Genomic DNA, 15,466 nt, shown 5'->3' with positions numbered 1-15,466 from the left:
TTCTATTAAATTAAAGTTATTATACAATAAAAAAAGTCTCTAGCAAATACTAGAGACATCAATCAATTTGAAATAGTATTATTAAAGCGAATAGAAAATGCCTCAATCGTAAAAGCTGCCATGCCATATGCAGTGGAATGAGAGGTAAGACTTGAAAATTTAATTTTTAAGTCTTCTTGATGAAAACCGATCGCATGATTCTTGATATACCTTTCAAGCGCAGGCCGAATCCATTTTTCGGTTGCAGCCATTTGGTTGCCGATAATTACTGCTTGAGGATTAAAGATATTAATGCTGTTTGTTAATCCAACACCGATATATTCCCCAATCTCTGCAAATAAATCAATTGCTTCAACTAAACCATTATCAGCTAGCGCAACGAGCGTTTGAATTGGTGTGACATCATTTTTTTCAATTAATCCTAACCTAAGAGCCTTTTCAAGCAAGGCACTTTCAGATGCATAACGCTCCCAGCAACCTTTGTTCCCACAACGACAAGGAATGCCATCTTTTTCAATCGTCATATGTCCAAGTTCTCCAGAGAATCCATTAAATCCTTTAAAGAGTTTTTCTTCTAAAATCAGACCGACACCAATACCAGTTCCAATACTACAATAAACCATATTACTAAAATCTTGACCTACCCCAAACACCTTTTCACCATATGCACCAGCATTTGCTTCATTTTCTATCACAATTGGTAAATTAAAACGTTCCTCTAGTACGTGTAACAAATGAATTCTTTTCCATTCGAGGTTTGGAGCTAGTAGCAATTCACCATCATTACTTACAACGCCTGGAACACCAATGCCAATGCCGACTACACCATAGTGACTTTCTGGTGCAGCCTGTTGAAGATCTTCTATTATTTCAAATAAACGTAGCATGACGTGTTCAAATGTCTTATCTTTAAAATGAACACGCTGTTCACAAATGATATTTCCATTCAGATCAGTTAACAAGCCTAATATGTAATTCACGCCTAGGTCGATTGCAATTGAATAGCCTGCAAGGTGATTAAATAAAAGCATAACAGGTCGTCTACCACCGCTGGATTCTCCTGGTCCTGACTCCCCAATAATATTTCCATCGATTAGTTCACTTACAAGAGAGGATACTGTTCCTTTGTTTAATCCAGTAAGTTGGGCGACACGAGCACGTGAAATGGGTGTGTTCGTTTTAATTGTTTCAAGCACAAGTGTCTTATTTTCCTTTTTGACAACATGCTGGTTCCATGTTTGATTCATCGTTGTTCACATCCTCTTTGTATTTATAATATTAAACTTTCGCAGCGTGAAGTTGGCAAAAGATAGTGTATAAATAGGAAATCACACAATCTATAGTTGAAGTTGACTTCGTGCTCATTTCGTAAGCAACATTGCGACATAACGATCTGGAAATATACTTCGCTTTCCGTAGGCACGACTTCAGCTAACTTAGTAAAGCAAATGTTTTGGTGGGTCGAGTAACCACAGACCCAAAAGACGCTTTACTAAATGGATCTTTCAGCCCGTGGGATTGCGATTACTCATTCCATCGAAAACATTTGCTGTTCCCACAGGACAAGGAATGCTTCAAAGAGTTCACATCGTACGAAGAAAATAGATTTATATTTTCAAGGAGTCTCCCCCATTTGCTTCCTTTGCTTGATATCATATCTTTTCGACATGTAATTAAATTACGTTCTTGATAATATTACAGTAGATTAAACAAGCGTATCAAGTTAAATGGGTGACACTCCTGCGGAAAGGGAGCCCATTTCACTTGAGCAGCGGGTCCGTTTCACCTGCATTTATAGATGTTTCATAATAAAAGAATCTTTTATAAATCAGTCAAGGATTAGCAATTATTTTTTATGTTATTACTAATGTATCATAACATAAAAAATAATACTAAAAACTTTGTTTATTCACTAGACAAACTTAGTTAAGCTTGCTATACTAAGCCCATAGTAAGATAAAAAAACGTTTCAAGAGAGGTAGGTTTTTTTTATGACAGTATTTGAAAGCGTTAACAAGATTAAATATGAAGGTGCTCAATCGAAGGATCCGCTCGCATTTAAATTTTATAATCCAAATGAAGTAGTTAATGGGCAAACAATGGAAGAATATTTACGCTTTGGTGTTGCGTATTGGCATACCTTTACACAAGATTTATCGGATCCGTTTGGAGCAGGAACTGCCATTCGTCCATGGGATAAATTCACAGGAATGGATCAAGCAAAAGCTCGAGTGGAAGCCGCGTTTGAGTTTTTTGATAAATTAGGAGTGAAATATTTCTGTTTTCATGATGTTGATATCGCACCAGAGGGTGATACATTAAGAGAATCGAATAAAAATGTAGACACAATTGTTTCAATGATGAAAGGTTATATGAAGGATAGCGGTGTGAAGTTACTTTGGAACACCGCTAATAACTTTACACATCCACGTTTTGTGCATGGCGCAGCTTCATCAAGTGATGCGAATGTGTATGCATATGCTGCAGCTAAAGTGAAAAAGGGATTGGAAGTAGCAAAAGAACTTGGGGCTGAGAACTATGTCTTTTGGGGTGGCCGTGAAGGATACGAAACATTACTAAATACAGATCTTAAATTGGAACAAGATAATTTAGGACGCTTCTTTCATATGGCAGTTGACTATGCGAAGGAACTTGATTTTGATGGTCAATTTCTAATTGAACCAAAACCTAAAGAACCAACTACACATCAATATGATTATGATAGCCAATCAGCACATGCATTTTTGTTAAACTATGGTTTAGAAAAACACTTTAAACTTAATATAGAAGCAAATCACGCAACATTGGCTGGACACACATTTGAACATGAATTACGTTATGCACGTATAAATGGCATTTTAGGTTCTGTCGATGCAAACCAAGGTGATCCATTACTCGGATGGGATACAGACGAATTCCCAACTGACTTATATTCTACTACACTAGCAATGTATGAAATAATCAAAAATGGTGGACTAGGTAAAGGTGGTTTAAACTTCGATGCGAAAGTACGAAGAGGATCATTTGAGCCGGAAGATTTATTTTATGCGCATGTAGCAGGAATGGATAGTTTTGCAGTAGGTTATAAAGTGGCTAGTAAAATGATTGAAGATAATGTGTTTGAAGATATTCTATCAAATCGTTATAGCACATATAACGAAGGAATAGGTCTTGATATCGTAAGTGGAAAGACTGATTTCAAAAAGTTGGAGGCACATGCTTTAGACTTAGGTGAAATCAAGCATAAATCTGGTCGTTTAGAGCTAATTAAATCGACAATTAATCAGTATTTATTACAAGTGATGGCAGAGAAATAAACGAGGTGAACAGATGAAATATGTAATTGGTATAGATTTAGGCACAAGTGCAGTAAAGGTTTTATTAGTAGATCAAGATGGAAATGTAGCAGATGAAGTAACGAAGTCGTACCCGTTAATTCAAGAAAAAGCTGGTTACAGCGAACAAGATCCAGAGCAGTGGGTTATCCAAACAAAAGCAGCATTGAAAGAGTTAACAACGAATTATGCTGGCGATACCAAGGATATCCAAGGTTTGAGCTTTTCAGGTCAAATGCACGGACTAATTCTTTTAGATAAACAGCATAACGTGTTGCGCAATGCGATTTTATGGAATGATACACGGACAACGAAACAATGTCAGGAAATATATGAAAAAGTCGGGAAAGGCCAGTTTATTTCCATTACCAAAAATTTAGCACTAGAAGGATTCACGCTACCAAAGATTTTATGGGTCAAAGAAAATGAACCAGAACTGTTTGCAAAAGCAACGAAATTTGTATTGCCGAAGGACTACCTTCGTTTCCGCTTAACGGGTCAAATTGCAATGGACTATTCTGATGCAGCAGGTACTAGTTTACTAGATGTTGGTGCGAAGAAGTGGAGTGAGGAAATCTGTGAAACACTAGCGATTCCGTTCTCCCTTTGTCCACCACTAGTTGATGCAGAAACAAACGTTGGCACGATTGCAACGGAATTTGCTGAAGAAACAGGACTTAATCCAGAAACGAATGTTTTTGCAGGTGGAGCAGATAATGCATGTGGCGCAATCGGATCTGGCATTCTGTCTGAGGGGAAAACGTTCGCAAGTATTGGTACCTCTGGTGTAGTGCTATCTTACGAACCAACTGGTGAAAAAGATTATCAAGGAAAAGTGCACTATTTCAATCACGGTGAAAAAGATACTTATTATGCGATGGGCGTCACGTTAGCTGCTGGTCATAGTCTATCTTGGTTTAAAGACACTTTTGCACCGAATGAAGACTTTGATGCGCTCTTAAAAGATGTTGGTACAGTCCCAGTTGGCGCTAAAGGGTTGCTTTTCTCACCTTATATCGTTGGAGAACGAACACCGCATGCGGATGCAACAATTCGTGGCAGTTTTATCGGGATGGACAGCTCGCATCAGTTAAAAGATTTTGCTAGGGCGGTCTTGGAAGGTATTACGTTTTCGTTACACGAGTCGATTAAAATATTTCGTGAGAACGGTAAGCAGATTGATACGATTTATGCAATTGGTGGCGGCGCAAAAAACAAAGTATGGTTACAAATGCAAGCAGATATCTTTAATGCTAAGATAATCAAATTGAAGAGTGAGCAAGGACCTGGTATGGGAGCGGCTATGTTAGCGGCGTTCGGCTCAGGTTGGTTCGATTCGCTAAAAGATTGTGCAGATCACTTTTTAGAAGAAGCAGAAACCTACCAACCAATTCATGAAAATGTAGCAAGCTACCAGCAGTTATTTGAGCTATATCAAGACATTTACAAGCAAACAAAAACAATAAATCAAGGCTTAATGGCATTTCGTTAATAAACAACAAAGATATGATAAGGACTAGGTTGTTTAGTAGTTCTTATCATATTGTTTACATACATAGTAGATAGCTCATTTTTGAAAAAGAAAGGGATGGATTAATTGGGGAACTTATTTAGCAATCCAACTGTTCCGTTAGAAGATCGTTTAAATGATTTAATGACAGCGTTAACATTAGAAGAGATGATTACCCTTTTATCTACTTCGCAAAGTGCAATTCCGCGTTTAGGCATGGAAGCATACGCGATTGGTGGAGAAGCGGCGCATGGTATAGTAGATCGAAAAGGCGGTCAAACAACCGTCTATCCGCAACCAATCGGTCTATCAAGTACATGGAATAAAGCATTACTGCATAAAGTTGGCTCAGCAATTGGGGACGAAGCGCGGATATTTTACTACCAACAAGATCATAAGACGGGTTTAACATTATGGGCACCGACGATTGATATGGAACGTGATCCGCGTTGGGGACGTACAGAAGAAGCATACGGTGAAGATCCTTATTTAACAGGACAATTATCCAAAGAATTGATCAAAGGTATGCAAGGTGATGACCCTTTTTATTTAAAAATGGTTGCAGCTCCAAAACACTTTTATGGCAATAATAATGAATATGGACGAGGAAGTATTTCAAATAGTATCGATCCTAGAAATCGACATGAATATTATCTAAAAGCATTTGAACCGGCCTTTGTCGAAGCAAAAGCATTATCCATGATGACCGCTTATAACGGTGTAAATGGGATTCCGGCAATGCAGTTGAAGGAGATAGAAGAGGTAGTCAGAGACACGTGGCAAATGGACGGTTTCATTGTCAGTGATGGAGGCGCACTTAGTTTAAACGTCGAGGAATATGGTTATTATGACAGTCTCGCGAAAGCATTAGCTGATGCTTTTAAAAAAGGGATTGATTGTTTTGTTGATGATAAACAAACCGTCGAAGATGCAGCAAAAGAAGCGCTAGCCAACGATTGGATATCCGCTAAAGACATTAGAAAAGCTGTTTCTAGAATCTTGAAAGTCCGTTTTCGTCTCGGTCATTTTGATGCTGATCCTAGTAAGAATCCATATGCGAAATTAGAAAAGGAGACGATGTGCAGCCCGGAGCGTTCGAGGTTAGCCTTGAAAGTAACAGAAGAAGCACTTGTTTTATTAAAAAATGATAACAAGATCCTACCATTAGATGAAGAAAAACTTCAAAAAATAGCAGTAATTGGTCCAACAGCAACAGAAGTATTTCGTGATTGGTATACGGGCTATCCACCCTATGCTGTTTCCCCGTTAAAGGCTATTACGAGTAGATGCTTCCGACAAGCTGTTACTTACACCAGTGGTCATGATCGTATTGCACTAAAAGCACTAGATAAACAGCAGTATTTAGCTATTTCAGAAGATGGTATTGTCCATGCAGATGCAAAATCTATTACAGAAAGTGCGCAATTCATACAGGAAAACTGGGGTTGGAACGCTAACCTACTAAAAAGTGTATCGACAAATAAATACCTGACATTACCGGAACTAGCAAACGTGTTACAAACAAATAAAGAAGAAGTATTTGACTGGTTTGTTCGTGAGAAAATCGGTTTTTATCCGAACGATGAAAAAGCTTCGACATATCATCTTACTTCTTGGAAAGAGGAACCATTAGCGGTACTAGATGACCAGACAATTTCATCCGGCATAAAAGCAGATACGTTTGAAAAGGTTGTGATCCAATCAGGTATTGAGCAAGCTGTAGAACAAGCAAAACAGAGTGATGTTGCGATAGTTTGCGTAGGGAATCATCCAATGGTTAATGGTCGAGAGACAGAAGATCGCCCTGGTATTTCTTTACCGGAACACCAACAACAGTTGATTCAAGCAGTTTATCATGCAAATCCTAAAACTATTGTTGTAGTGATAGGCAGTTATCCATTCGCGTTAAATTGGGAACAAGATCATATTCCAGCAATTTTATATAGTGCACACGGCTCCCAAGAGCTTGGTACAGCTATAAGTAATGTTCTGTTTGGAGATACGTCTCCCTCTGGAAAACTGAGTATGACTTGGTACAAAAATACTGATATGCTGCCAGATATCTTTGACTATGACATTATCAAAGGTAAACGCACTTATATGTATGCAGACGAGAACATTCTTTATCCATTTGGACATGGGCTCCATTACGGAGATATAGTCTATCAAAACTTAGAAATTGATCAATCAGAAATAGTTGAGAATTCAAAAATAAAGCTAAAAATTAAATTGATCAACAAAGGTGAGCGTACCATAAAAGAAGTTGCCCAAGTCTACGCCACGATAGTAGATTCACAAGTAAAACGACCAAAGAAAAAACTAGTTGCATTTGAGAAGGTCAAATTAAATCCAGGTGAATCACAAACCGTTTCTTTCCCTGTTATGGCGGATCAATTACAGGTTTATGTTGTAGCAGAAGAAGCATTTTGTTTAGAACAAGGAAGGTGTATCTTTTCTGTCGGATCCTCAAGTGAAGCTATCTATGTAACAGCAGATCCAATTCCTGTCATTGGTCGTCAGTTGACAGAACGCTCTTTAACAAAGCGAACGATGGCAGAGAATTATGATGATTACGAGCGTGTAATTATTGATAAAGGAGAACATGAACAAAACTGTATTACCAATCAGTCAGACGGTTGGATTTGTTTTAAACAGGTGAATTTTGAAGTGATTAATCAGTTGCAATGTCGTGTTACGACGGATGGTGGTAGTGGAGAAATGCATTTTCATTTGGATCGATTAGATAATGATCCCGTCGCTACAGCAGTAATTGAAACAGGATTTCCATATCAATGGCTTGATCAACAGGTCAATATTGAAACAAGTAAAGGAAAACATGATATCTATCTTTCTTTTAAAGGTCCAATTTCTCTTTTAACTGTTCAACTAATGAAGGGAGAAGAGTAATCATGAAGATAAAAGACAAGATACCTTTGAGAGGTGTTTGGAACAAAACCCCCGCTAAGAAATGGGAAGAAGCTTATCTTGCGGGAAATGGTACGCAAGGTGTGATGGTATATGGTGACCCAATGCACGAAACGATAATTGGTAACCATTGTCGGTTATTTTTGCCACAAGGTAATAGCCACCAGCTACCAGAAATGGCAGAACATTTACCAGAGGTGAGAGAATTAATTCGTACACAAGGATACAAAGAAGCCTTAAAGTTTTACTACCAAAAAGCAAAACAATCTGGTTATCCAGGATTAACAATGAGTGATCCATATCACCCAGCTTTTCATTTGCATATTGATATGCCAGTAACAAATTATCAGAGCTATTATAAAAGTATAAATTATCAAACTGGTGAAATCGCAGTGAATTTTACAGAAGGAACGACAGATTATCAAAGTAAAACATTTGTATCCCGATCAGACGATGTTATTGTCTATCAATTAGAAGCGAATAAGGGAATGATTGATTGCAATGTAAGCTTAGCTAATTATGATAATCAAGGGTTAGATAGTAAGAAACAGTTAAGTGAAGAAGGGATAACAGCTCATTACCGTTATGTAAATGGTGCAGGTGGTTATGATGTTGTGATACGTTTGATTGCACCAGATGCTATATGTGAACAGAAGTTAGACAAAGTGCGTATTCGAAACACAACGAAGCTCCTCATAATCATGAAGATCTTCCCTTATCAGGATGAAAAAGATAGTAACATGGACAGTTTAACTAGTGTGATAGGGTTTGATAAAACTTATCAAGATTTATTTCAAGCACATGCTAGAATACATCAAGAAATGTTTGATCGTGTTGCGCTTAATCTTACAACTGATACACAACGCCAGCGCAATATTGAAAGCTTATTGGACGAAGCAAAGGAAAATTCCGTTTTACCTCAAGCATTAATAGAAAAAATCTATGATGCAGGTCGTTATATGTACCTATCAAGTGCAGGGGAGCTAACGCCAAATTTACAAGGGATTTGGACCGGTACATTTCATCCAGCATGGAGTGGAGATTTCACTTTTGATACCAACGTCCAGTTATCAATCGCAGCCGCACTATCTAGTAATTTATCAGAAGGATTGGCAGGTTACTTTCGACTCCTTAAAGAGTTACTTCCAGGGTTTCGAGAAAATGCACAAAAGTACTATGGGTGTAGGGGAATTATGTCATCCGCACATTCTAGTAACACCGGAAAGCATATCCATTGGAATGAGGAATGGCCGCTCCATTTTTGGACGTGTGGTGCTGGATGGCTTGGGCATTGGTTTTATCAATATTATCTGTTCACAGGTGATAAGAAATTTTTAGCAAAAGAGGCAGTACCATATTTAGAAGAAGTGGCACTATTTTATGAGGACTTTTTAATAAAAGATTCAGATGGAACGTACCGCTTTACGCCGTCTTATTCTGCAGAGAATGGCTGTGCAGATAATGCAACGCAAGACATCGCAGTCGCAAAAGAAGTGTTGCAGCATTTAATAGCTAGCTATCATGTCTTACAAATTCATTCACCAAAAATTGACCAATGGCAAGAAATACTAGATAATCTGCCAGGCTACCAAATAAACGCTGATGGAGCGTTAAAGGAATGGTCAACAGCAGAGAGTGAAGAAAATTTTAATCACCGGCATTTTTCTCACTTATATCCAGTCTTTCAAAGTAGAGAGTTTACCGAGGAAAGCGAGCCGGTGCTCTGGCAAGCAAGTAAAGTGGCATTTGATAAACGGTTAGAAGCATGGTTGAAAAGTGATGAAGGTGATACAACTTCTACGCATGGTAGGATGCACGCAGCTTTATGTGCAACACAGTTTCATATGCCAGAACTTGTCTATGATATTTTTACGATGTTAACAAAGTATGATTGTTTTTATCCATCATTGATGATGAGTCATTATAATAATCAAGAGGTTTTTAATGTCGATGGTAATGGTGCTTTTCCACAGGTAATACATGAAATGCTAATTGACTACCATAATCAGACGCTTTCCCTACTAGGTGCATTGCCTAGTCAAATAGATCAAGGCGAAATAAAAGGTATCCGTTTAGCAAATCAACTTGAAGTTGCACATTTGGAATGGGAGTTAGCAGAAGGTAAATTACGAGTGCACCTCCTAGCAAGTGGAAGTGATCAAAACATGGCAGTAAAACTACCGCTATATCCAAATGCGAAAGTAACAGCGTTTACTGGCTGCAAAATTGAAGAAAAAGCAGGTCATATCAGCTTGAACTTGCATGCTAATGAACACACAGAAATTGTATTTCAATTAAATAATAAATAAATCAACTTTCGCAGTGCTAAATAGGAACTTAATTTTTGGAATAAGAAGGAATTATAATCCAATTAGGCACTTCTGTTGCGTACTAAACTAGCGCATCAAGTGAAATTGGCGAGACTCCTGCAGGAACAGCACGGGCTGAAGATCCACTCGGAAAGCGTACTTTGCTTATCCGAGTTAGCTGAAGCCGTGCCTGCGGAAAGGGAGTCAATTTCACTTGAGGAGCGGGTCAGGAAGTTGAATTACATCACATTTTCTATCAAGTTCGTAATATGTATCGCGATAATGCTTACAGAAGTAGCGCGATGTCAACTTCAATTTTGGAATGCAGAACTTCCTAGTTACACTAAGACTTAATTGCATGTTTTACTCTGTAAAAGTTGAGTAATAAATAATAATAAAAGGAGCGGATAGATATGTACCATGAAAAACTTGATCCATTTCCAAAAGATTTCTTATGGGGAGCGGCTTCAGCAGCTTATCAGATTGAGGGAGGATGGGATGCAGATGGTAAGGGACCGTCTGTATGGGATGAATTTGCTAAAATTCCAGGGAAGACGTTTGAAGGAACAAATGGTGACGTGGCAGTTGATCACTATCATCGTTTCCAAGAAGACGTCAAACTAATGGCTGAAATGGGAATGAAATCCTACCGTTTTTCAGTTGCTTGGAGCAGAATTTTTCCAGAAGGAAGCGGAGAAGTAAATGAAAAAGGATTAGCATTTTATGAACAACTTATCGATGCGTTACGTAAATATAAAATTGAACCAGTCTTAACGTTGTATCATTGGGATATTCCAAAAGCTTTGCAGGACAAATATGGCGGTTGGGAATCAAGGAAAGTAATCGATGACTTTGATCAATATGCACGAACGCTTTTTACACGTTTTAAGGATAAGGTCAAGTACTGGGTAAGCTTTAATGAACAGAATGTTTTTACTGCAATGGGATATCGTTGGGATACACATCCGCCAAGAGTTACCGACGTAAAACGAATGTTTGCGGCGAATCATATCATCAATTTAACCAATGCAAAAGTAATAAATAGTTTTCATGAATTGGTACCAAATGGTTTAATTGGCCCAAGCTTTGGATATGGTCCGATGTACAGTTTTGATTGTGATCCATCGAATGTATTAGCTGCATTAAATGGCGAAGAGTTCCAGAACCACTGGTGGATGGATGTTTATGTTCACGGAAAATATCCGAAAGTTACATTTAAACATTTAACACGATTAGGTATCGCACCAACGTTGGAAGCTGGTGATGAAGCATTACTGCAATCTGCGAAACCAGATTTTCTTGGGGTGAACTATTACCATGGTGGAACAGTAAAAGCTAATGAAATAGAGCAACCACCAACAAGCGAAGATCAAGATGCTGAAGAAAAGGCATTTCAAGCAACAGATCCTTATTTAATGCAACCAAAAACGGAGCAAGCACAAAGTCCAGAAACAACGATGTTTAAAAATGTTGCAAATCCATTTTTAGAAACAACAAAATGGGGCTGGGAAATTGATCCGATTGGCATACGGATTGCTTTAAGAAGACTTCAAAATCGATATGATTTACCAATGATGATTACTGAAAATGGCTTAGGTGCAATTGATCAGTTAACGGACGAAGGAACAATTGAAGATGATTACCGGATTGAGTATTTACAAACGCATCTTATTGAGGTGCAAAAAGCAATCACAGACGGTGTTGAATTGTTAGGTTATTGTGCATGGTCTTTTACGGATCTATTAAGTTGGTTGAATGGTTACAAGAAACGATATGGTTTTGTATATATTGATCGTGATGATACAAGTGAAAAAGATTTAAAACGCATTCCGAAGAAAAGCTACTATTGGTATAAAAAAGTAATTGAAACAAATGGAAAAGAATTGTATAGTAATAGATAGACAATGTAAACGATTACAAAATAAAGAAGTAATCTAGTTGTGGGGGATAAATATGCGACAGATTATACAAAAGGCGCGAAAGCTGTTACAAGATTTAAAAATTCGCCACAAACTGTTAGGTATTTATCTCCTTGCAACAGTTCTACCAATCTTGTTGGTAGGTGCTTATATGAATTATGCAACGCGTGATGTTGTGTTAAGCAATGCTGTATACGAAGCTGAATCGAATGTAGATAAATTAGAAATGCGACTTGATACGATTTTAAATCGTGTCACTAGTATTTCCGATTTAATCTACTTAAGTGAAGACATGCAACATTTATTGCATCAAGAATATCTTACGAATTTACAAGTGTATAACGCATATAATGAATATCCAATTTTTGATGAATATTTAAAATATTATGATGAAATCGAGAATATTCAATTTCATATGAGTAAGCAAATGATTACGAATTCGCACTTTATTCATGCTGATAAAAATACAATGCAAGAAAAATGGTATCAACAAGCGGTGGAAAACAAAGGCAAAATCTACTGGGTTTTTAAAGAGGAAGAATATACTGGAGATTCCTTTTTAACCTTAACTCGTGCAATTTATGATCAGGATAATATATTTTTAGGAGTTTTAAGTATTTATGTTTCACCAGATAAATTAAAAGAGATATCAATAGGTGAATTACAAGATGTTTTTATCACCTTGGACGAAGAAGTCATTGTTTATCACCAAGACCAAAGAAAGATCGGTGACTATCCAGCCTTTCTAGAATCAAATGAAAAAAGTGAACATTCTAATTATGTCATCGATAAACACTATGAAGAAAAAGATGTAAAGATTAATGTCCACACTTTTCAACCAGAACGAGCGTTGAGTAACGACATTCAAGTGGCGAGTATTGTACCAGTAGAAGAAATTATGCAAGCACCGAATCACATTTTCTTTCGCGGATTTATGGTCATACTGGCTGCATTAAGTGTATCTATCTTTTCCATTATTATTTTTATTAAAACCTTTAATGTTCGAATTAATACGTTAAAAAAAGCAATGTTTCGCGTAGCAAAGGGCAAATTTAATATTAAAAAAGAGATTCCAGGTAAAGATGAAATTGGCGAAGTATATGACGAACTTTACCAAACGTCCCAGAGTATTCAAAAATTGATTGATGAAGTCTATGTTCATAAGATTAAAGAGGAGAGGTGGCGTAGAAAGCAAAAAGAAACAGATTTTAAAATGCTCTCGAGCCAAATAAATCCACATTTTCTTTATAACACGTTAGAAATGATTCGAATGAAGGCTTTATTAAATAAAGATAAAGAAGTTGCTGAGATTATTCAAAAGTTAAGTAAAATGATGCGATCTGCATTAGAACGAACAGACCTACCTGTGCCATTAAAAAAAGAAATCGATTTGGTTACTACGTATCTAGAAATTCAAACCATGCGTTTTGGTGAGAAGTTCAGTTACCAATTTGAACTGAACTGCGACATAAAGAAATATCAGTTGTTCCCGTTATTAATCCAGCCGATCGTTGAAAATGCCATTATTCATGGACTTGAACCAAAGGAAGGACCTGGATGGGTGGAAATCCATGTGGAGGAGAGAGAACAACATCTACAAGTAACTGTCGAGGATAACGGAGTGGGCATGTCGCGTGAACGTCTAATACAAGTTTATCAACGTTTAAATGAAGAGACAGATCAGCCGGATGGCGAAAGAATAGGTGTGCGTAATGTTCATCAGCGCATCCAGTTATACTACGGCATGGACTACGGAATTGAAATAACTAGCAAACAAAATGAAGGAACGAAAGTAGTCTTTAGTTTACCAGTAATCAAAAAGAAGTTTTAAAAAATTGCATTTTCCACCAAGTTTGTATGTTGAAAAGAATTAGTATCTGCGAAAGGATTCAGAAAGAAAAAGATATATAGTGACGATTCAATGATAAAGGGGTTGTTTTATCATGTTTATGGTGTTGCTAATTGATGATGAACCTTTAATTAGAGAAGGTTTACGGCAAGTAATAGAGTGGGAACGGTATGGTTTTACAATCTGTGATGTTGGGTTAGATGGTCGTGATGGTCTGAATAAGATTCGAATTCATCAGCCAGAAGTGGTTTTAATAGATATTAGAATGCCAGGTATGTCAGGTATAGAAGTAATTGAAAAAGCCAAACAAGAAGGATACACGTGTAAATTTATTGTATTATCAGGCTATTCTAGTTTCTCTTATGCAAAACAGTCGATTAAATTAGGTATTGAATCTTATCTCCTAAAACCAATAGATGAAGATGAATTGGTTGCGATATTAGCTGAGATTAAGACTGCCCTAACGAATGATAAAAAAATACACACCCAATTAACACAGTATCAACAGCTTTCTGAAGAACAAAGGTGGAAATCCGTAATTGAAGGAAGAGCGGATGATAGGCAGATACAAAATCTTATGGAAATAAGCCCAGATCACTTTCATTTAGCTGTTTTACATGCTGATGAAGACATGAAAAAGCAAGAAATAAAAGAAATTTTAAAACCATATGAAACACAAAAAGTGAAGTTAATTTGGAAAGATCGGGCGATTTATTTATTATGTATTTCCTGTGAGGAGCAGGAAGTAATAGCCTATCTTACACTTTTTAACGATAAAATCCAGGAGCTTGTTACTAATCCAATTAAAGGTTATCTAGCAAATTCTTTTCAATCTCTTAGTGAAATTGGCTTAGCACTTCGACAAATAGACCAAATTGACAAACTTGCTTATTGTTTTGGAGATACGCCATATTTGACGTATTCGATACTTGATAATGAAAGAATAGCAGAACCCGATTATAACCAAATCTCTTCCATCATTATTCGTTCTTTAGAATTCAAAGATAGAAACAAATTAGAAGAACAATCAAAAGTACTCATTCGGTATTATCAACTCGCAAAATTTGAAAAAAGTCGAATTCAGGCAGAAATGATTGAATTTGTATCAGAAATAATGAAGGAAATGTCAAAAACTTATCAAGACTTGCAAATAGGAGAAAAAGAGCCATTTGTTAAACAAGTTTACCAGACAAACAATATCCAAGAGTTGTTTAATGTTATTGAATTAAGACTTTGGTTACTTGCAAAACAAATCAATGGATTTTCTTTATCTGCTGAAGACAATATGAAAAAGATATTAAATTATACACAACAATATTATTATCAGGATTTAAATTTAAAAGTTTTAGCTAATTTATTTAATTATAACAGCTCTTATTTAGGGAAGAAGTTTAAAATCCACACAGGTGAGCACTTTCATACCTATCTAGATAAGATTAGGATTGCAAAAGCTAAACAATTGCTAGTGAAACAAGATTATAAAGTATATAAAGTATCGGATTTAGTTGGCTACAGTAATATGGATTATTTTTATAAAAAATTCAAGAAACATGTAGGGATGAGTCCTAAAGAGTATCAAAAAGAAAGTAGAAAAGAACGTTCAATTTTATAAAGACTAG

At 36.7% G+C, this 15,466-nt stretch carries 8 protein-coding genes; 7 read left to right on the top strand and 1 reads right to left on the bottom strand.

Going from position 1 to position 15,466, the window contains the following annotated elements:
* Positions 1 to 62: 62 nt before the first annotated feature.
* The gene (locus D2K62_RS09870; protein WP_117161379.1) at positions 63 to 1,247 is read right to left on the bottom strand and encodes an ROK family transcriptional regulator; all 1,185 of its coding nucleotides are present in this window, start codon (positions 1,245 to 1,247) and stop codon (positions 63 to 65) included.
* A 744-nt stretch (positions 1,248 to 1,991) separates the two neighbouring features.
* On the opposite strand from D2K62_RS09870, the gene xylA reads away from it, so the two are divergent.
* The 7 genes from xylA (at position 1,992) to D2K62_RS09830 (ending at position 15,459) form a co-directional block, all read left to right on the top strand.
* Positions 1,992 to 3,317 (top strand): xylose isomerase, encoded by a 1,326-nt coding sequence (gene xylA / locus D2K62_RS09865; RefSeq protein WP_117161378.1) that lies wholly within the window; start codon positions 1,992 to 1,994, stop codon positions 3,315 to 3,317.
* Between the two features lie 13 nt (positions 3,318 to 3,330).
* The gene (xylB, locus tag D2K62_RS09860; protein ID WP_117161377.1) at positions 3,331 to 4,827 is read left to right on the top strand and encodes a xylulokinase; all 1,497 of its coding nucleotides are present in this window, start codon (positions 3,331 to 3,333) and stop codon (positions 4,825 to 4,827) included.
* Positions 4,828 to 4,932: 105 nt separating this feature from the next.
* Positions 4,933 to 7,752 carry a glycoside hydrolase family 3 protein gene (locus D2K62_RS09855; RefSeq protein WP_117161376.1) on the top strand — a complete coding sequence of 940 codons (2,820 nt, stop codon included), beginning with the start codon at positions 4,933 to 4,935 and terminating at the stop codon, positions 7,750 to 7,752.
* Positions 7,753 to 7,754: 2 nt separating this feature from the next.
* Positions 7,755 to 10,079 (top strand): glycosyl hydrolase family 95 catalytic domain-containing protein, encoded by a 2,325-nt coding sequence (locus D2K62_RS09850; protein WP_117161375.1) that lies wholly within the window; start codon positions 7,755 to 7,757, stop codon positions 10,077 to 10,079.
* 413 nt (positions 10,080 to 10,492) lie between these two features.
* Entirely contained in the window at positions 10,493 to 11,980 is a 1,488-nt protein-coding gene (locus tag D2K62_RS09840; protein ID WP_117161374.1) for a glycoside hydrolase family 1 protein, read from the top strand.
* A 52-nt stretch (positions 11,981 to 12,032) separates the two neighbouring features.
* Complete coding sequence (locus D2K62_RS09835; RefSeq protein WP_112181876.1) at positions 12,033 to 13,829, top strand: sensor histidine kinase; 1,797 nt, start codon at positions 12,033 to 12,035, stop codon at positions 13,827 to 13,829.
* Between the two features lie 112 nt (positions 13,830 to 13,941).
* Entirely contained in the window at positions 13,942 to 15,459 is a 1,518-nt protein-coding gene (locus D2K62_RS09830) for a response regulator transcription factor (protein WP_112181875.1), read from the top strand.
* The last annotated feature ends 7 nt before the right edge of the window (positions 15,460 to 15,466 follow it).

It is taken from the genome of Paraliobacillus sp. X-1268 (genome assembly GCF_003426095.1).
In the GTDB taxonomy this organism is placed as follows: Bacteria; Bacillota; Bacilli; order Bacillales; family Amphibacillaceae; genus Paraliobacillus_A; species Paraliobacillus_A zengyii.
This window is presented reverse-complemented; position numbering and strand designations above follow the sequence as displayed.

Coding starts and splice junctions, on each gene's coding strand:
- D2K62_RS09870 (WP_117161379.1), bottom strand. CDS start 1,247: ATGAATCAAACATGGAACCAGCATGTTGTCAAAAAGGAAAATAAGACA.
- xylA (WP_117161378.1), top strand. CDS start 1,992: ATGACAGTATTTGAAAGCGTTAACAAGATTAAATATGAAGGTGCTCAA.
- xylB (WP_117161377.1), top strand. CDS start 3,331: ATGAAATATGTAATTGGTATAGATTTAGGCACAAGTGCAGTAAAGGTT.
- D2K62_RS09850 (WP_117161375.1), top strand. CDS start 7,755: ATGAAGATAAAAGACAAGATACCTTTGAGAGGTGTTTGGAACAAAACC.
- D2K62_RS09840 (WP_117161374.1), top strand. CDS start 10,493: ATGTACCATGAAAAACTTGATCCATTTCCAAAAGATTTCTTATGGGGA.
- D2K62_RS09835 (WP_112181876.1), top strand. CDS start 12,033: ATGCGACAGATTATACAAAAGGCGCGAAAGCTGTTACAAGATTTAAAA.
- D2K62_RS09830 (WP_112181875.1), top strand. CDS start 13,942: ATGTTTATGGTGTTGCTAATTGATGATGAACCTTTAATTAGAGAAGGT.